Source organism: Bradyrhizobium niftali, from assembly GCF_004571025.1.
Lineage (GTDB): Bacteria > Pseudomonadota > Alphaproteobacteria > Rhizobiales > Xanthobacteraceae > Bradyrhizobium > Bradyrhizobium niftali.
Map to the genome: position 1 here is coordinate 82,486 of NZ_SPQT01000011.1, position 17,572 is coordinate 100,057.

Here is a 17,572-nt window from a genome sequence, read left to right on the forward strand (position 1 = left end):
TCCGCCTCAACCGGCCTGCTTCACACGCATGTACCATTCGACGAGCCGGCGAACCTGACGCTCGGTGTAGCCGCGCTCCACCATGCGTGCGACGAACTCGCCGTGCTTCTTCTCCGTCTCGCCGTCCTTCTTCGACCCGAAGGAGATGACCGGAAGCAGGTCCTCGACCTGAGAGAATATCCGCTTTTCGATCACATCGCGAATCTTCTCGTAGGAGGTCCAGGTCGGATTCTTGCCCCCGTTCTGGGCCCGCGACCGTAACGAGAATTTGACGACCTCGTTGCGGAAGTCCTTGGGGTTGGCGATGCCCGCCGGCTTCTCGATTTTGGTCAGTTCCTGGTTCAACAATTCGCGATCCAGGAGCTGTCCCGTATCGGGATCCTTGAAGTCCTGATCCTCGATCCAGGCATCGGCATAATCGACGTAGCGATCGAACAGGTTCTGGCCGTAATCCGAGTAGGATTCGAGATAGGCCTTCTGGATCTCGTTTCCGATGAACTCGGCATACCGCGGCGCAAGGTCCGCCTTGATGAACTCGAGATACCGCTTCTCGACCTCCTCCGGCAGCTGCTCGCGCTTGATCGACTGCTCCAGCGCGTACATCAGATGCACGGCGTCGGCGGCGACTTCCTGCGGATCGTGGTTGAACGTTGCGGCCAGGATCTTGAAGGCAAAGCGCGTGGAGACGCCGTCCATGCCCTCGTCGACGCCGGCGGCATCGCGATATTCCTGGACACTGCGCGCCTTCGGATCGGATTCCTTCAGGCTCTCGCCGTCGTAGACCCGCATCTTGCCAAATATGGTGGAATTCTCGTGCTTGCGCAGGCGCGACATCACCGAGAACCGCGCCATCGTCTCCAGCGTCGACGGCGCACACGGCGCCGAGGCCAGCTCGGAGCCCTGGATCAGCTTCTCGTAGATCTTCTGCTCTTCCGTGACCCGCAGGACATAGGGCACCTTGATCACGCAGATGCGGTCGATGAAGGCTTCGTTGTTCTTGTTGGCCTTGAAGCTCGCCCACTCCGCCTCGTTGGAGTGCGCGAGGATGACGCCGGTGAACGGGATCGCGCCGATGTTCTCGGTGCCGATGTAGTTGCCTTCCTGCGTCGCCGTGAGCAGCGGGTGCAGCATCTTGATCGGCGCCTTGAACATTTCGACGAACTCGAGCACGCCCTGGTTGGCGCGGTTGAGGCCGCCGGAATAGCTGTAGGCGTCGGGATCGTTCTGCGCGTAGGTCTCGAGCTTGCGGATATCGACCTTGCCGACCAGCGAGGAGATGTCCTGGTTGTTCTCGTCACCGGGCTCGGTCTTGGCGATCGCGATCTGGCGCAGCCGCGACGGCTGGATTTTTGCGACCCGGAACTGGGAAATGTCGCCGCCGAAGGCCTCCAGCCGCTTGTAGCACCACGGGCTCATCAACCCGGTGAGGCGCCGGCGCGGAATGCCGTATTTCTCCTCCAGCATCGGCCCGAGCTGATCGGGATCGAACAGGCTGAGCGGGCTCTCGAACACAGGCGAGAGTTCGTCGCCGGCCTTGAGCACGTAGATCGGATGCACTTCCATCAGCGACTTCAGCCGCTCTGCAAGCGAGGATTTGCCGCCGCCAACCGGGCCGAGCAGATAGAGGATCTGCTTGCGCTCTTCGAGCCCCTGCGCCGCGTGCCGGAAGAAACCAACGATGCGCTCGATGGTTTCTTCCATGCCGTAGAAGCCGGCGAAGGCCGGATAGGTGCGGATGGTACGGTTCAAAAAAATACGGCCAAGGCGTGGGTCCTTGGCCGTGTCGATTGTCTGAGGCTCACCGATCGCTGCTAGCAGTCGCTCGGCCGCGTTCGCGTATTTCATGGGATCGCTTCGACACGATTCCAGGTATTCCGCCATCGACATGTCGAGCTGGCTTCTCGCCTCGAACGACCGAGCGAAAGCGTTGAATAGAGAATCGTTGTACATGATCCCTCTCCGCGTGAGTTCCGCTACAAGCTGAAACGAAAGCAGTTACCGGACCGTTCCTCAGGCCGTCTCGAATCAGCGTGAGCACATGACGATCATTGGACACCCGGGGGCCGACTTCACGCAACGCACAACGTAGGCAACTGGGTGAGTTACGAACAGGCACCTGCCTGTTCTTTATGCGAATCTAGGTATATCTTCGCTCATTTCCAGAAAATGTCACTCGGCCGCAACATCCGGGCATTACCGGGGATCGGCCTATCCGGCGGTGCAGCATAGCCGTCAGCCGGCGGCAGCTTTATGACGCTTGTACGGCCAAGCCTTGCGAGAGCGGACCTGAGTCTGGCGCACCTTGATCGCGGTCCCGCCGCAATGCGGTGCGTGAGTAGCTGGCAGCATGACAGTCACGGCAGGCGCGCAGCAATGTGTCAAAACCGATCGCCAGTCCGTCGCGGCGGACGACGATGCGACCGTCCTGCGCGCCGCGCGACATCGATCGGATCCTGGCGCGGATGCCGGCGAGCTGCCGCGGCAAGGCCAGCGTCGGCGTCGGCACGATCATCCTGTGGCTGCGCCGCTGCTCGGTCGAAACCTCCGCAATCGACTCCCACGGAAGAAATTCATTGCCGATGCGGAGATCGCGGATGCCAGCGGGGGTGACGATCACCACCGGCCCGCGTTCGGCGGGGAGCATCCAGATCAGCCGGCTGGTGACCACGCCGAACAGCGCGACGCCGGCATAGCCGACCGTCGTGTCGTAGTCGCCCAAGCCGCCCCAGTCGAAGGCAAGGCTGGCGCCGAACAGGGTCATCGCAAAGCCCGCCGCGACCAGCAGCCGCAGATATGTCGCGCACGGATTGATGTCGAGATCGTAGGCCGCGTCGATGCTTACGGCCGGCGCGACCGATTGCGGACCGTTGGCAAGGGCGAGCGGTGGGCGGTCAGGATGTGCGTGCATGCTTTCCCCAGCATGGTCGTTCGCAAGCGGGCGACGAAGCATCAGGCGGATCGGAATCCGCTGGTGGCACTCTGTGCAGCGGCCGGCGGACGTTGCGCAACGAGGCCTCGGCCGAACCTCCCCGGCCAACGACTTTTCACGCAACAAAGCCACAACCGCCTGGATCGCCATGATCGCGACGGAGTTACACTGAGGGTATGACGCCTACACCCTTGATTGGTTCCCTCCCGGGAGCATGTTAGCTAGAGGATAGCGCGTCAGGACCGGCGCGGAAACCCCTCGCCCGCAGGCTTGGAGATAAATAAGCATCATGAATCCCGTCAAAGAACTGGAAAAGCACGGACAAGCCGTCTGGCTGGACTTCCTGGCCCGCGGCTTCATCGCCAAGGGCGACCTCAAGCGGCTGATCGACACCGACGGCGTCAAGGGCGTCACCTCCAATCCGTCGATTTTCGAGAAGGCGATCGGCAGTTCGGACGAGTACGACGCTCCGATCGGCAAGGCGCTGAAGCGCGGCGACCGGAGCGTGGCCGACCTGTTCGAAGCCGTCGCGGTCGAAGACATCCAGAACGCCGCCGACGTGCTCCGCCCGGTCTATGACCGCCTCAAGGGAGGCGACGGCTATGTCAGCCTGGAGGTCTCGCCCTATCTCGCGATGGACACCGCCGGCACGGTCGCCGAGGCACGGCGGCTCTGGAAGGACGTCAACCGCAAGAACCTGATGGTGAAGGTGCCGGCGACGCCGGAAGGCCTGCCGGCGATCGAGACGCTGATCGGCGAGGGCATCAGCATCAACATCACGCTGCTGTTCTCGAAGGCGGTCTACCTCCAGGTCGCGGAGGCCTATCTCGCCGGCCTCGAGAAATACGTCGCGGGCGGCGGCGATCCCTCGCATGTCGCGAGCGTGGCGAGCTTCTTCGTCAGCCGCATCGATTCGGTGGTCGACAAGCAGCTCGACGAGAAGATCGCGCGCGCCAACGACCCCAGCGAGAAGGAACGGCTCGCCGCGCTGAAGGGCAAGGTCGCCATCGCCAACGCCAAGGTCGCCTACCAGGATTACAAGCGCCTGTTCTCCGGTCCCCACTGGGACAAGCTCGCCGCCAGGGGCGCCAAGCCGCAGCGCATGCTGTGGGCCTCGACCGGCACCAAGAACAAGGACTACAGCGACGTCCTCTATGTCGAGGAACTGATCGGCCCCGACACCATCAACACCGTGCCGCCGGCGACGCTGGACGCGTTCCGCGACCACGGCAAGCCGCGCGACAGCCTGGAAGAGAATGTCGACGACGCAAGGCGTGTGCTGGAAGAGCTGGAGCGCTCCGGCGTCTCGCTCGACGCGATCACCGAGGAGCTGGTCAAGGACGGCGTCAAGCAGTTCGCCGACGCCGCCGACAAGCTCTACGGCGCCGTCGCCCACAAGCGCGCCACCGTGCTCGGGCCTGCGATCGACCACCAGCAGCTCTCGCTCGGCGACGGGCTCGGCAAGGCGGTGGCGAAGAGCACCGAGGAATGGCGCGCGTCAGCCAAGATCCGCAGGCTCTGGCAGCGCGACAAGTCGGTCTGGACCGGTGCCGACGAGGACAAATGGCTCGGCTGGCTCGACAGCGCCGCCAAGGCTGATGTCGCCGACTACGAGGACTATGCCAGCCGCGTGAAGGGCCAGAAATTCTCCGATGCCGTCGTGCTCGGCATGGGCGGATCGAGCCTCGGGCCCGAGGTGCTGGCCGAGACCTTTGCGCGAAAGTCAGGCTTCCCGAAGCTGCATGTGCTCGATTCCACCGATCCGGCGCAGGTGCGGGCGATGGAAGCGAAGATCGACATCGCCAACACGGTGTTCATCGTATCCAGCAAGTCCGGCGGCACCACCGAGCCGAATGCGATGAAGGACTATTTCCACGAACGCGTCGCGCAGGCGGTCGGCCCCAAGGTGAAGACCGGCCACCGCTTCATCGCGGTGACCGATCCCGGCTCGTCGCTGGAGAAGTCGGCCAAGAAGCTGAATTACGCCCGCGTCTTCCATGGCGAGCCCTCGATCGGCGGCCGCTATTCGGTGCTCTCGCCGTTCGGCCTGGTGCCGGCGGCAACCGCAGGCATCGACGTCAAGACCTTCGTCAAGCATGCGCTCGCGATGGCCCGCTCCTGCGGGCCGGACGTGCCGCCGAGTGAGAATCCCGGCGTGCAGCTCGGCCTCGCCATGGGCCTCGCCGGCCTCGAAGGCCGCGACAAGGTGACGATCCTGTCGTCGAAGAAGATCGCCGATTTCGGCGCCTGGGCCGAGCAGCTGATCGCGGAATCGACCGGCAAGGAAGGCAAGGGCCTGATCCCGATCGACGGCGAGCCGCTGGGCGAAACCGCGACTTACGGCAACGACCGCTTCTTCATCGACATCCGTACCGAGGGCGAAGCGGACGCCGCCCATGACTCGAAGCTTGCCGCGATCGAAGCGGCCGGCCATCCCGTCGTGCGCATCGTCATGAAGTCGATCGACCATCTCGGCCAGGAGTTCTTCCGCTTCGAGATGGCAACGGCGGTGGCGGGCAGCATCCTCGGCATCAACCCGTTCGACCAGCCGGACGTGGAAGCGGCCAAGATCAAGACCCGCGAGCTCACCGCGTCGTTCGAGAAGACCGGCGCGCTGCCGGCGGAGCAGCCGGTGGTCAGCACGGACGAGGCCGATCTCTACACCGACGAGGCCAACGCCACGGCGCTGCGCGCCGCCGGCGCCAACGGCGACCTCACCTCATGGCTGAAGGCGCATCTCTCCCGCTCCGGCCATGGCGATTATGTCGCCCTGCTCGGCTACATCGCGCGCGACAAGGCCACCATCGACGCGCTGCAGGCGATGCGGCTCGAGGTGCGCGAGAAACGCCATGTCGCGACCTGCGCCGAGTTCGGGCCGCGCTTCCTGCACTCGACCGGCCAAGCCTACAAGGGCGGGCCGGACAGTGGCGTGTTCCTCCAGATCACCGCAGATGATGCCAAGGACCTGGCCGTGCCGGGCCAGAAGGCCAGCTTCGGCGTGATCAAGGCGGCGCAGGCGCGCGGCGATTTCGACGTGCTGACCGAGCGCGGGCGGCGCGCATTGCGCGTCCACCTGAAGGGCGGGCTCAAGAAAGGTCTCGCGGCGCTCAATGCGGCGCTTAACGACGCGCTGAATTAAGGGAATCTCTCAGATGCAACTCGGCATGATCGGCCTCGGCCGGATGGGCGGCAACATCGTTCGCCGCCTGATGCGCCACGGCCATTCGACCGTGGTCTATGACAAGGACGCCAAGGCCGTCGCCGGCCTTGCCGCAGACGGCGCGGTGGGCTCGGCGACGCTGGAGGAGTTCATCGCAAAGCTCGAACGGCCGCGCACGGCCTGGGTGATGCTGCCGGCGGGGCGCATCACCGAGGCGACGATCGACACGATCGCGGGCGTGATGCAGGAAGGCGACGTCATCATCGACGGCGGCAACACCTTCTGGCAGGACGACGTCCGCCGCGGCAAGGCGCTGAAGGCACGCGGCATCCACTATGTCGACGTCGGCACCTCCGGCGGCGTCTGGGGTCTCGACCGCGGCTATTGCATGATGATCGGCGGCGAGAAGCAGGTGGTCGACCGGCTCGATCCGATCTTCGCCGCGCTCGCCCCCGGTGCCGGCGACATTCCGCGCACGGACGGACGTGAGGGGCGCGATCCCCGCATCGAGCAGGGCTACATCCACGCCGGTCCCGTCGGCGCCGGCCACTTCGTCAAGATGATCCACAACGGCATCGAATACGGCCTGATGCAGGCTTATGCCGAAGGGTTCGACATCCTCAAGAACGCCAACATCGATGCCTTGCCGGCGGATCATCGCTACGATTTCGATCTCGCCGACATCGCAGAAGTCTGGCGGCGCGGCAGCGTGATCCCGTCCTGGCTGCTCGACCTCACCTCGACGGCACTCGCCGACAGCCCGCAGCTTTCGGAATATTCCGGCTTCGTGGAGGATTCCGGCGAAGGCCGCTGGACCGTCAATGCGGCGATCGACGAGGCGGTGCCGGCCGAAGTTTTGACCGCGGCGCTCTACACACGCTTCCGTTCCCGCAAGGAACACACCTTTGCCGAAAAAATTCTCTCCGCGATGCGCGCGGGTTTCGGCGGCCACAAGGAGCCGAAGCAGCCGGGCGCTTCGAAGCCCAAGTAAAAGCCGAAGTAACAGGTAACAGAGCGAAGGCCGATCATTCGTGACAAAAGACCCGCAAGCAAAGCGCAAGCCGGAAAATTGCGCCTTCGTCATCTTTGGCGTGACCGGAGACCTTACTCATCGCCTGGTGATGCCCTCGCTCTACAATCTGGCGGCCGAGCACCTGTTACCGGAAAAATTCTGCGTCGTCGGCGTGGCCCGCAAGGGCCAGTCGGATGACGAGCTGCGCGACAGCCTGTTGAAGGGCCTGCGCCAGTTCGCGACCCGGCCCGTGGACGACGACATCGCCCAGAAGCTGCTGCAATGCCTGACCTTCGTCGAAGCCGACCCGAAGGACCCGCCGTCCTTCGACCGCTTGCGTGAGCATCTGGATTCGCTGGAATGCGCGCAGGACACCGGCGGCAACCGGCTGTTCTATCTCGCGACCCCGCCCGCCGCGTTCGCGCCGACCGCGCGCGAGCTCGGCCGCACCGGCATGATGAAGGAGAACGGCGCCTGGCGACGCCTCGTGATCGAAAAGCCGTTCGGCACCGATCTCGTCTCGGCGCGCGCGCTGAACGCCGAGCTGCTGAAGATCATGGACGAGCACCAGATCTACCGGATCGATCACTATCTCGGCAAGGAGACGGTGCAGAACATCCTGGTGCTGCGCTTCGCCAACGGCATGTTCGAGCCGATCTGGAATCGCAACCATATCGACCACATCCAGATCACGGTGGAGGAGAAGCTCGGCGTCGGCCATCGCGGCGGCTTCTACGATGCCACCGGCGCGCTGCGCGACATGGTGCCGAACCACCTGTTCCAGTTGATGTCGCTGGTCGCGATGGAGCCCCCCGCCCGGTTCGACGCGCATTCCGTGCGCTCCGAGAAGGCTGACGTGCTCACCTCGATCCAGCAGCCAAGCCGTGAAGAGGCGCTGAAAAATTCGGTGCGCGCGCAATATCTCGCCGGCCGCATCGGCGACGACGCGATCACGGACTATCGCAAGACCGAGGACGTCAAGCCCGGCAGCACCACCGAGACCTTTGTCGCGCTCAAGCTGATGATCGACAATTGGCGCTGGGCCGGCGTGCCGTTTTACTTGCGCACCGGCAAGGCACTGGGCCACAAGCGGACGGAAGTGGCGATCAAGTTCAAGCAGGCGCCGCTGTCGATGTTCTCGGGCACGGACGTCGACCGCCTGTCGCAGAACTTCCTCACCATCGGCATCGCGCCGACCGAGACCATCGAGCTTCAGTTCAACGCCAAGATCCCGGGGCCGAGCATCACCATCGACGGCGTCGAGATGAAGTTCCGCTACGGCGACTATTTCCGCGTCGATCCCTCGACCGGCTACGAGACGCTGATCTACGACTGCATGATCGGCGACAACATCCTGTTCCAGCGCGCCGACGGCATCGAGGCCGGATGGCAGGCGGTGCAGCCGTTCCTGGACGCCTGGAAGAGCGAGGGCACCAACGGCATCGAGACCTATGAAGCCGGCAGCGACGGCCCCGCCTGCGCAGATGAGCTGCTCCGGCGCGACGGACGAAGCTGGCGGAAGTTTTCGTGATGGCGGCGGCCGGCCAGCCGGAGCTGATCGTCGCAGCCGACGCCGAGGCCCTTGCGCAAGCCGCGGCCGAACGGGTCATGGCGCGGATTGCGGCCAACGCGGGGCGAATCGCGATCTGCCTCACCGGCGGCTCCAGCCCGAAGAAGCTCTATCAGCTGCTCGGCGGCGATGCCTGGCGCGGAAAAATCCCGTGGGATCGCGTGCACTGGTTCATCGGCGACGAGCGCTTCGTGCCTGAGAGCGATCCCCTCAACAACATGGCGGTGGCGCGCGCGGCCTTTCTCGATCGCAACGCGCCCTCCGGCCATATCCACCCGATCCCGACCGCGGCCGAAAGCCCGGATCAAAGCGCCGAGACCTATGCGCGCGAGCTGCAGGCGTTCTACGGTTCGGGAAGCCTCGATCCGGCCCGGCCGCTGTTCGACCTGGTTCTGATGGGCGCCGGCCCGGACGGCCACACCGCTTCGCTGTTTCCCGGCTATCCCGAGATCGAGGAAATGCAGCGCTGGGTCGTCGGGGTGCCAAAGGCCAATGTGGCCCCCTTCGTGCCGCGGGTCTCCCTCACCCTGCCCGTCCTTGCATCCTGCCGCGAAATGCTGTTCGAGATTGCGGGACATGACAAGCAGCCGATCTTGACGCGCCTCCTCAATGGCGAGACTCTGCCGGCTGTACGCGCGCGCTCGAATGGTGAGACCGTCTGGCTGGTCGACCAGGCCGCGCTTCCGGAGGAAATTCGTGGGCCGCGTTGAAGCACCTTGTGCGTTGATCGTGATGGGCGTGTCGGGCTCGGGCAAGAGCACGGTTGCGGAGGCGCTGGGCGAGCGGCTCGGCTGGCGCTTCGAGGACGGCGACAGCTTTCACCCCGCCGGCAATGTCGAGAAGATGAAGGCCGGCCATCCGCTCACCGACGAGGACCGCTGGCCCTGGCTCAATGCCATCGCCGACGAGATCGAACGGGTCTGCAGGAGCGGCCAGCACGTCATCATCGCCTGCTCGGCGCTGAAGCACACCTATCGTGACGTGCTGCTGCGGGGGCGCGACGACGTCCGCTTCGTCTTCCTGAAGGGCACGAAGGAGCTGATCGCCGAACGGCTCGCACACCGCAAGGGCCATTTCATGCCGCCAGGGCTGCTGACCAGCCAGTTCAACACGCTGGAAGCCCCGGAGGCGAGCGAGCACGTCATCACCGTCTCGATCGACGAAACCGTCGAGGCGATCGTAGACGGCGTCGTGCGGCAATTGAAACTGGGCGGCGCAATACCCAAGGTCCTGCCATGACGCAAATCTCTCTCGTGGTGTCCGACGTCGACGGCACGCTGCTGACCAAGGACAAGACGCTGACGGAACGTGCGAGATCCGCCGTGCAGCGGCTGCACCAGGCCGGCATCGGCTTCACCATCACCTCCAGCCGTCCCGCCATCGGCATGCGCTTCCTGATCGAGCCGCTCGCGCTGTGGCTGCCGGTCGGCCCGTTCAACGGCTCCTCGATCGTCGATCCCGAGATGAGGCCGGTCGAGCAGCACCTCATCCCCGCAGCGGCCGCCGAGCGGTCCTTGCAGATCCTCCGGGATTTCGGCGCCGACATCTGGCTGTTCACCACCGACAAATGGCTGATCGACAACCCCAGTGGCAAATACGTCGCCCATGAGCAGCACACCATCCGCTCCGCCCCGACCATCGTGACGGATTTCTCGCCGTACCTTGCGAGCGCCTGCAAGATCGTCGGCGCCAGCGCCGACGCTGCGGGCCTCGAGCGTTGCGAGAAGGCGATGCAGGAGGCGCTCGGCAGCGAAGCGACCGCGGTGCGCTCGCAGACCTATTATCTCGACATCACCCCGCCCGGCTTCAACAAGGGCACCTTCGTCGAGGCGATGGCCAAGCGCCTCGGCATCGCGACCGACGCGGTCGCCACCATCGGCGACATGCAGAACGACCTTGCGATGTTCCGCGTCAGCGGCGTCTCGATCGCCATGGGCAATGCCACCGACGACGTCAAGGACCAGGCCACCCACGTCACCGCAACCAACGAGCAGGACGGTTTTGCCGAGGCGATGGAGATGATCTTGAAGCGGAATGGGGTCGGCTAGGGCCTGATGGGATGAGACTCGACGAACGCCCCAACGAAGGTGCGTTCCCTCCCTTGTGGGGGAGGGTTAGGGAGAGGGGTAGCCCAGGAAAAGGTGCCGGTTGTTGATGATGCATCAAGAGCTGGTGCGCGATGGAAAGAATCCCCGTGTGGTACCCCCCTCCCTGCCCCTCCCCCACAAGGGGGGAGGGAACGGAAAGAGAGTGCCGTTGGAAAATGAAACATCTAGTTTTTCCAGATGATGGCGCACGGCTATTCCGGCAGGCGCTGGCATCCGATCAATTGCGCCAGCTGACGTCAATCTTGTCTCATTTGCCGCCCGATCACGCCGGACTGAGGCTGAGAGGCGTTGAGGGTCTTGCGCGCTTCCTTGCCGCGGCTGGACCTATCGGAAGCTGCGCTAGGTCGGTGCTTGGAGAGGCCTGTCATCCGGTCAGAGCCATCCTGTTCGACAAGACGGCCGCGACGAACTGGGCGCTGGGCTGGCACCAGGATCGCACCATCGCCGTGAAAGCGCGGATCCCTGTCGACGGTTTCGAAACCTGGAGCGTCAAGAGCGGCATGCAGCATGTCGAGCCACCCTTTGCGTTGCTCTCGGGCATGGTGACCCTGCGGGTTCACATCGATCCGGTCCCGGCAAGCAATGCGCCGCTGTTGATCGCGCCCGGGTCGCATAAGCTCGGACGGATTCCCGAGGAGGATGTGAAAGACGTCGTCAGGCGTTGCGGTACGGTTGCATGCCTGGCTGATCCTGGCGACATCTGGCTGTATGCGACGCCCATTCTCCATGCATCGGACGCGGCGACCACGCCGATGCATCGCCGCGTTTTGCAGGTGGATTTTGCCGTTGGCGAGCTTCCCGGCGGTTTGGAGTGGCTCGGGGTCTAGAAAAGGGCCGTCACTACTTCGCCCGCTGCATCGCCGGCTTCTCGCTGCCCTGCCTTGCCGCCGACAGGTTATGCGCGGTGTTGATCAGCGCGATGTGGGTCAGCGCCTGTGGGAAGTTGCCGGTCTGGCGGCCCGCCACGGAGTCGTATTCCTCGGCCAACAGGCCGACGTCGTTGGCAAGGGCGGCCACGCGGTCGAACAGCGCCTGCGCCGTGCCGAGATCGCCCGACAGCACATGGGCATCGGCGAGCCAGAGGGTGCAGGCCAGGAACGCGCCCTCGATCGGCTGCTTTTCCTCGGACACTTCGCGCGGATCGTGCCGCAGCACGAAGCCGTCGCGCATCAGGTGCTTTTCGACGGCCGCGATGGTGCCGCGGATGCGCGGGTCCTCCGCCGGCAGGAAGCCGACCGCCGGCAGCAGCAGCACGCTGGCGTCGAGCAGCTTTGAGCCGTAGGACTCGACGAAGGCGTTTTCCTCAGCATCGAAGCCTTTGTTGCAGACGTCGCGATGAATGGCCTCGCGCAGCGCGCGCCAATGTAGCAGCGGCGCCTTGAAGCCAAAGGTCTCGGCGCTCTTGATGCCGCGGTCGAAGGCGACCCAGGTCATGACCTTGGAGAACACGTAGTGCTTCGGCTCACCGCGCCGTTCCCAGATGCCGTTGTCGGGATGGTCCCAGACCTCGGCGAGATGGTTGAGCACGGCGCATTCCAGCGCCCAGCTCTCGTCATCGAGCTTCAGCTTCGCCATGCGCGACTGGTGGAAGGCGTCGATCAGCTCGCCGTAGACGTCGAGCTGGAGCTGTGCATGCGCGGCATTGCCGATGCGCACCGGCTTGGCGCCCTCATAGCCGTCGAGCCAGCCCGCCTCCCATTCCAGCAGCCGCCGCTGGCCCCAGATGCCGTACATGATCTGCATGTTCGCCGGCGAGCCGGCGGCGGCGCGCAAGAGCCAATTGTGCCAGGCCGAGGCTTCCTCGGTGTAACCCGAGTTCATCAGCGCCAGCAGCGTGAAGGTGGCATCGCGCAGCCAGCAGAAGCGGTAGTCCCAGTTCCTGCTGCCGCCAAGCTTCTCGGGCAGCGAGGTCGTGGGCGCCGCGACGATGCCGCCGGTCGGGTCGAAGGTCAGCGCCTTCAGCGTGATCAGCGAGCGCATGATGAGATCGTGATACTCGCCGTCCCGCGTGCAGCGGCTGCACCAGTCCTGCCAGAATTTTTCGGTCTCCTGGAGCGCGATCTCCGGGTCGATCGGCGCGGGCGGATCGAGATGCGAGGGGCCGTAGGTCAGCACGAACGGCACGGTCTCGCCGGCCTTCACCTCGAATTCGGCGACCGTCGTCAGGTCCTCGCCCCGGGTCTCGATCGGCGTGCGCAGCACGGTCATGTCCTGGCCGGCGACCGCAAGCAGCGAGCCGTCCTTGCAACGGCGCACCCAGGGAATATCGACGCCGAAGCCGAAGCGGATCACGAGCTCCATCCGCAGCTTCACCGTGCCGCTGACGCCGCGCACCAGCCGCACGATGTCTGACGCCTTGCCGCGCGGCGGCATGAAGTCGATCAATTCGACAATGCCGCTCCTGGTCTCAAACCGCGTCTCGAGGATGAGAGTGTTGCCGAGGTAGCGGCGCGATGTGCGGGTCGCCTCCTCGCCCGGCGCGATCAGCCAGCGGCCGTTCCTGCGCGTGCCGAGGATTGCGGCAAAGCAGGCATCGGAATCGAACGCGGGCCAGCACAGCCAGTCGATCGAGCCGTTGCGCCCCACCAGCGCAGCGGTCTCGCAATCGCCGATCAGCGCATAGTCCTCGATCCTCTGAGACAATGTTTCCGAGCCCGAGAAATTTCCGGCGCGTCAACTCCCGCCGGACAGTGAACGTTCCCGCGTCGCAGCCTTCAAAGCCGCAAGATTAACCTTGGCGGCGATCTTGTCGAGCGTAACCGGGAGGCGCTGGCGCCAATTCGGGTGTTCGTCGATCGTGCCGGGGATGTTTGGCTGGTCGATCACACCCAAGAGATCCTCCATCGACACCGCGAGGAGCCGGGACGGCGTGCGCGACAGGAAGGCGAGCACCGAATAGAGATCGTTGGCGTTGATGCCGTTCTGGCGCAGGATTTCGTCGAGCGCCCCGAGCGCATCCCAGCGCGCCTGGTCGTTTTCGCCGGGATCGAGCCCGAGCGACAGCTTCATCTTGAGATCGCTGAAGGAGCGCCAACCCGCATAGGTGCAGAGGTCGTGCGTGTTCAGCGTCACCAGCGCGTTCGGCCGGTAATAGTCGATGTTGCGGAAGTGGCCGGCATCGTCGCGCTCGAACATCATGACGAGGTAGGACCAGATGCCGAAATCCTGCATCGTCTCGCGGAAACCTTCCGGCACCGTGCCGAGGTCCTCGCCGATCACGATGCATTTATGGGCCGCGCTCTCGCGCGCGACCGCGCCCAGCAGCGCCTCGAACGGCATCTGCACATAGGCGCCGTTGTCGGGCTTGAAGCCGCGCGGCACGAGATAAAGCCGCTTCAGCCCGAGCACGTGATCGATCCGGATGGCGCCGGCATGACGCATCGAGGCGGCCAGCATGTCGGCGAACGGCACGAAGGATTGCGCCTCCAAGCCGCCGGCGTTGAAGCCGGCAAGGCCCCAGTCCTGGCCGACGGTGTTGAGCACGTCGGGCGGCGCGCCGACAGCGAGATGGCGCGAAATCGCCGTCTGCTCGTTCCAGGCATCGAAGCCGTTGGACTGCACGCCGACGGCCACATCGAGATAAAGCCCGACCCGCATGCCGAGCTGGCCGGCCAGCTCCTTGGCGGCATGCAATTGGCTATCGGCGGTCCATTGCACGAATTCGACGAACTCGACCTCGCGCTTGTCAGGACCGTTGCGCAGCTGGGCGCATTTTGCCTCCTCCGGCTGCCGCCACTCGGGCGGCCATTCCCACCACGGCCCGGTGAAGCGATGCCGCAGCACCTCGAAGCAGGCAAAGCGGGACAGCAGCGGCGCGCGGTCCGCGCGGAAGGCGTCGAACTGATTGCGGCGGACACCGCTCGCGCTCCTCACGAAGCTGTTAAAGGCAGCGCGCAAGGCCAGCCATTTCAGCGCCGCCATGTCGGCATAGGGGACGCGGTCGCCTTCGCGCAACCGCGCGGCGGTCGCGGCCGCGTCGGGGACGAGGTCTGCGGAAAATTCCGGGATCGCCTCGACGTCGATGTAGAGCGGATTGAGAAACAGCCGACTGTTCGGTGAATAGGGGCTGCAATCGGCCGGGTGGTCGTCGAACAACACGTGCAGCGGATTGAGGCCGACGCCGTCGGCCCCCAGCTGTTTTGCGAGCCGGACAAGGTCGGCGAGGTCGGTGAAATCGCCGATGCCCCAGTTGCGGTTCGAGCGGACGCCGTAGAGCTGCACGGCGAGCAGCCAGCCGCGGTCGAAATCGCCGCCGAAGGCGCGCTCGGGCGCCACGATCATCGGCACCTCTTCGGTCACGCCTTCGGCATCGGTCAGCGTCAAGCGGTGATAGCCGAGCGGCAGGCCGGCGGGCCAGGCGATGACAGGCTCGCGCGTAGCGCCTTGTGCGATCACATTGCCGTTGCCGGCGATTTTCCATTGCAGCGGCGGCGCGCCGGTGGCCGCCAATTCCGTCCGCGGATGTCCCAGGGCGCGAACCACAACGGGCCCGCTGACGAAGCGATAGACCCGTTTCTCCGGCAGGGCGTCGAGGATGGATTTGAGGGCCACGGGATCGGTGACCCGCAGCTTTCCGAGGGCGTCGACGAATTCGGACTGAACACCCTTGATCTGGGCTTGAGCTAAAAGATCCATTCGGCACGCAGCTTGCAGGCCATTGTTTGGCCGGGGGCGGGGATTTTAACGAGGTGGCGGAAGACGTTAGTCAGGGGCAACTCACGAACAGGGCCTGCCGTTCCCAGGGGGAACTAATGACACACAAGCGGCTTTCTATATAGGTATCAAGCGTAGGTTCCCGGCAAGGGAAACGGGCCCTGCTTTCTTGTCAATGGCATCACCGTGAACAAGACAATTCAAACTGTCGAAAGTGCCGCAGCCGGCAGCGCTTTCCTCATCGAAGACGTCTATCCCTTGATCGACGGCGGCCGTTTCGCCGTGAAGCGGATCGCGGGCGAGCGCGTCGAGGTGTGGGCCGACATCTACCGCGACGGCGAGGCCGTGATCGGCGCCGCGCTGATCTGGCGACGCGAGCAGGACCGGGAATGGCGGAGCGAGCCGATGATCCATCACGGCAATGACCGTTGGTCCGGCGCGTTCACGCCCGTCGAGCCCGGCCAATATGTCTACGCGATCGAAGCCTGGACCGACGAGTTCGCGACCTGGTCTCACGCGGTCGCGCGCAAGCAACTGTCCGGCGCCGATGTCAGCCTCGACGCCATCGAGGGCGCCGGGCTCCTGACCAAGGCGCATGGCGCGCGGCAAGACGCCGCGGCGGTGATCGTCAGACAATGCGAGGACTATCTTCAGACCGGCGATGTCACCCCGCTGCTTTCAACCGAGCTCGGCAACGCAATGGCCGAGAGCCAGTCGCGGCCCGACCTCACCCGCTCGCCGCCGTTCCCGCTGATCGCCGACCGCGACAAGGCGCGCTTTGGCGCCTGGTATCAGATGATGCCGCGCAGCCAGAGCCGGGTCCCCGGCCGGCACGGCACGCTGCGCGACTGCATCGCGCGCGTGCCCGATATCGCCGCGATGGGCTTTGACGTGCTCTACTTCACGCCGGTCCACCCGATCGGACATCACAGGCGCAAGGGCCGCAACAATTCACCCGTCGCCACCGAGGGCGAACCCGGCTCGCCCTATGCGATCGGCGCCGCCGAGGGCGGACACGACGCGCTGCATCCCGAGCTCGGCACCATCGAGGATTTCCGCGCGCTGGTCGCGACCTGCCTCGAATACGGCCTCGAGCTCGCGCTCGACTTCGCCGTGCAATGCTCGCCGGACCATCCCTGGCTGAGGCAGCATCCGGAATGGTTCAAGTGGCGGCCCGACCGTTCGGTACGGACGGCGGATGGCCCCTATTCGGACATCGTCATCCCCGATTTCGCCTCCGTCGACCGGGCCGGGCTGTGGAACGCGTTCCGCGACGCCATGCTGTTCTGGATCGACCATGGTGTCACCATGTTCGCCATCGACAATCACGATACCGCGCCGCTTCCATTCTGGGAGTGGCTGATCCGCGACATCCGCCGCCGGCATCCCGAGGTGATCCTGTTCTCCAAGACGTTTGCACGGCCGAAACTGATGAAAGGCCTCGCCAAGCTCGGCTTCGCGCAGTCCTTCACCTATTTCCCCTGGCGCACCTCGAGGTGGGAGCTGGAGCAATATCTCGGCGAGCTGACGCGTTATCCCGAACGCGACTTCTATCGCCCGAACCTGTTCGCGAACACGCCCGACCTGCTGCCCTATCATCTGCAGAACGGCGAAGCCTGGGCCTTCAAGTCACGGCTCGCGCTGGCCGCGACGCTGTCGGGCAATTACGGAATCTATAGCGGCTTCGAATTGCTCGAGCACGAAGCCGTCCCCGGCCATGAGGAATATCTCGATTCCGAGAAATACCAGATCAAGCAGCGCGACTGGGACAAGCCCGGCAACATCAAGCCTTACATCGCCGGGCTCAACCGCATCCGCAACGACAATGCGGCGCTCCAGCAGACGGCGAACTTGCGGTTTCTCGGCATCGAGGACGGCGAGACAATCGCCTTCGTCAAGGAAGCGACCGACCCGGTCAACACCGTCGTCGCCGCCATCGCACTCTCGCGCCATGTGCGCGAATTCTGGTTGCCGCTCGGCGACCTCACCATCGACGTCGGCGGCGAGCGCCGCCACGTCACCGCCCTCGAAAATCTCCTCACCGGCGAACAGTCCCGCATCGAATGGGGCGGGATCAGGTTGCGTATCGATCCCGACCGCGATCCGGCTTTGCTGTTCCGCTGCCTGGCGTAAAGGCTGA

The 17,572-nt window shown here is 64.8% G+C and carries 12 protein-coding genes; 8 read left to right on the forward strand and 4 right to left on the reverse strand.

What is annotated here, in order from left to right; genetic code table 11:
- Window positions 1-6: 6 nt before the first annotated feature.
- Both E4K65_RS20160 and E4K65_RS20165 read right to left on the reverse strand, forming a co-directional pair.
- A complete protein-coding gene (locus E4K65_RS20160; RefSeq protein WP_135175651.1) occupies window positions 7-1,950 on the reverse strand; it encodes a PrkA family serine protein kinase in 1,944 nt (647 codons plus the stop codon).
- 298 nt (window positions 1,951-2,248) lie between these two features.
- Window positions 2,249-2,908 (reverse strand): STM3941 family protein, encoded by a 660-nt coding sequence (locus E4K65_RS20165; protein WP_167770967.1) that lies wholly within the window; start codon window positions 2,906-2,908, stop codon window positions 2,249-2,251.
- 310 nt (window positions 2,909-3,218) lie between these two features.
- On the opposite strand from E4K65_RS20165, the gene E4K65_RS20170 reads away from it, so the two are divergent.
- The 7 genes from E4K65_RS20170 (at window position 3,219) to E4K65_RS20200 (ending at window position 11,606) form a co-directional block, all read left to right on the forward strand.
- On the forward strand, window positions 3,219-6,068 hold the full coding sequence (locus E4K65_RS20170; RefSeq protein WP_135175652.1) for a bifunctional transaldolase/phosoglucose isomerase: 2,850 nt from the start codon (window positions 3,219-3,221) through the stop codon (window positions 6,066-6,068).
- A 13-nt stretch (window positions 6,069-6,081) separates the two neighbouring features.
- On the forward strand, window positions 6,082-7,080 hold the full coding sequence (gnd, locus tag E4K65_RS20175; RefSeq protein WP_135175653.1) for a phosphogluconate dehydrogenase (NAD(+)-dependent, decarboxylating): 999 nt from the start codon (window positions 6,082-6,084) through the stop codon (window positions 7,078-7,080).
- A gap of 40 nt (window positions 7,081-7,120) precedes the next feature.
- The gene (gene zwf / locus E4K65_RS20180) at window positions 7,121-8,632 is read left to right on the forward strand and encodes a glucose-6-phosphate dehydrogenase (RefSeq protein ID WP_135175654.1); all 1,512 of its coding nucleotides are present in this window, start codon (window positions 7,121-7,123) and stop codon (window positions 8,630-8,632) included.
- Window positions 8,632-9,381: a 6-phosphogluconolactonase gene (pgl, locus tag E4K65_RS20185; protein WP_167770993.1), complete on the forward strand. Its 750-nt coding sequence runs from the start codon at window positions 8,632-8,634 to the stop codon at window positions 9,379-9,381. The genes zwf and pgl overlap by 1 nt, the downstream gene beginning before the upstream one ends.
- Entirely contained in the window at window positions 9,368-9,910 is a 543-nt protein-coding gene (locus E4K65_RS20190; protein WP_135175656.1) for a gluconokinase, read from the forward strand. Before pgl ends, E4K65_RS20190 begins: the two co-directional genes overlap by 14 nt.
- Complete coding sequence (locus E4K65_RS20195; protein WP_135175657.1) at window positions 9,907-10,719, forward strand: Cof-type HAD-IIB family hydrolase; 813 nt, start codon at window positions 9,907-9,909, stop codon at window positions 10,717-10,719. Before E4K65_RS20190 ends, E4K65_RS20195 begins: the two co-directional genes overlap by 4 nt.
- Before the next feature lie 407 nt (window positions 10,720-11,126).
- Complete coding sequence (locus E4K65_RS20200; RefSeq protein ID WP_235885687.1) at window positions 11,127-11,606, forward strand: phytanoyl-CoA dioxygenase family protein; 480 nt, start codon at window positions 11,127-11,129, stop codon at window positions 11,604-11,606.
- Between the two features lie 13 nt (window positions 11,607-11,619).
- Here the strand turns inward: E4K65_RS20200 and E4K65_RS20205 are convergent, their stop codons facing one another.
- Together E4K65_RS20205 and malQ are read right to left on the reverse strand one after the other, a co-directional pair.
- Window positions 11,620-13,422, reverse strand: coding sequence for a glycoside hydrolase family 15 protein (locus E4K65_RS20205; RefSeq protein WP_135175658.1), 1,803 nt, complete (start codon window positions 13,420-13,422; stop codon window positions 11,620-11,622).
- 30 nt (window positions 13,423-13,452) lie between these two features.
- Window positions 13,453-15,414 (reverse strand): 4-alpha-glucanotransferase, encoded by a 1,962-nt coding sequence (gene malQ, locus E4K65_RS20210; RefSeq protein ID WP_135175659.1) that lies wholly within the window; start codon window positions 15,412-15,414, stop codon window positions 13,453-13,455.
- Window positions 15,415-15,618: 204 nt separating this feature from the next.
- Between malQ and E4K65_RS20215 the strand changes: the two genes are divergently transcribed.
- Window positions 15,619-17,565 carry a maltotransferase domain-containing protein gene (locus E4K65_RS20215; RefSeq protein WP_135175660.1) on the forward strand — a complete coding sequence of 649 codons (1,947 nt, stop codon included), beginning with the start codon at window positions 15,619-15,621 and terminating at the stop codon, window positions 17,563-17,565.
- The last annotated feature ends 7 nt before the right edge of the window (window positions 17,566-17,572 follow it).

Excerpts from the sequence above, each read along its gene's own strand:
- pgl (WP_167770993.1), top strand. The coding sequence starts at position 8,632 with ATGGCGGCGGCCGGCCAGCCGGAGCTGATCGTCGCAGCCGACGCCGAG.
- E4K65_RS20170 (WP_135175652.1), top strand. The coding sequence starts at position 3,219 with ATGAATCCCGTCAAAGAACTGGAAAAGCACGGACAAGCCGTCTGGCTG.
- E4K65_RS20160 (WP_135175651.1), bottom strand. The coding sequence starts at position 1,950 with ATGTACAACGATTCTCTATTCAACGCTTTCGCTCGGTCGTTCGAGGCG.
- E4K65_RS20165 (WP_167770967.1), bottom strand. The coding sequence starts at position 2,908 with ATGCACGCACATCCTGACCGCCCACCGCTCGCCCTTGCCAACGGTCCG.
- E4K65_RS20195 (WP_135175657.1), top strand. The coding sequence starts at position 9,907 with ATGACGCAAATCTCTCTCGTGGTGTCCGACGTCGACGGCACGCTGCTG.
- malQ (WP_135175659.1), bottom strand. The coding sequence starts at position 15,414 with ATGGATCTTTTAGCTCAAGCCCAGATCAAGGGTGTTCAGTCCGAATTC.
- gnd (WP_135175653.1), top strand. The coding sequence starts at position 6,082 with ATGCAACTCGGCATGATCGGCCTCGGCCGGATGGGCGGCAACATCGTT.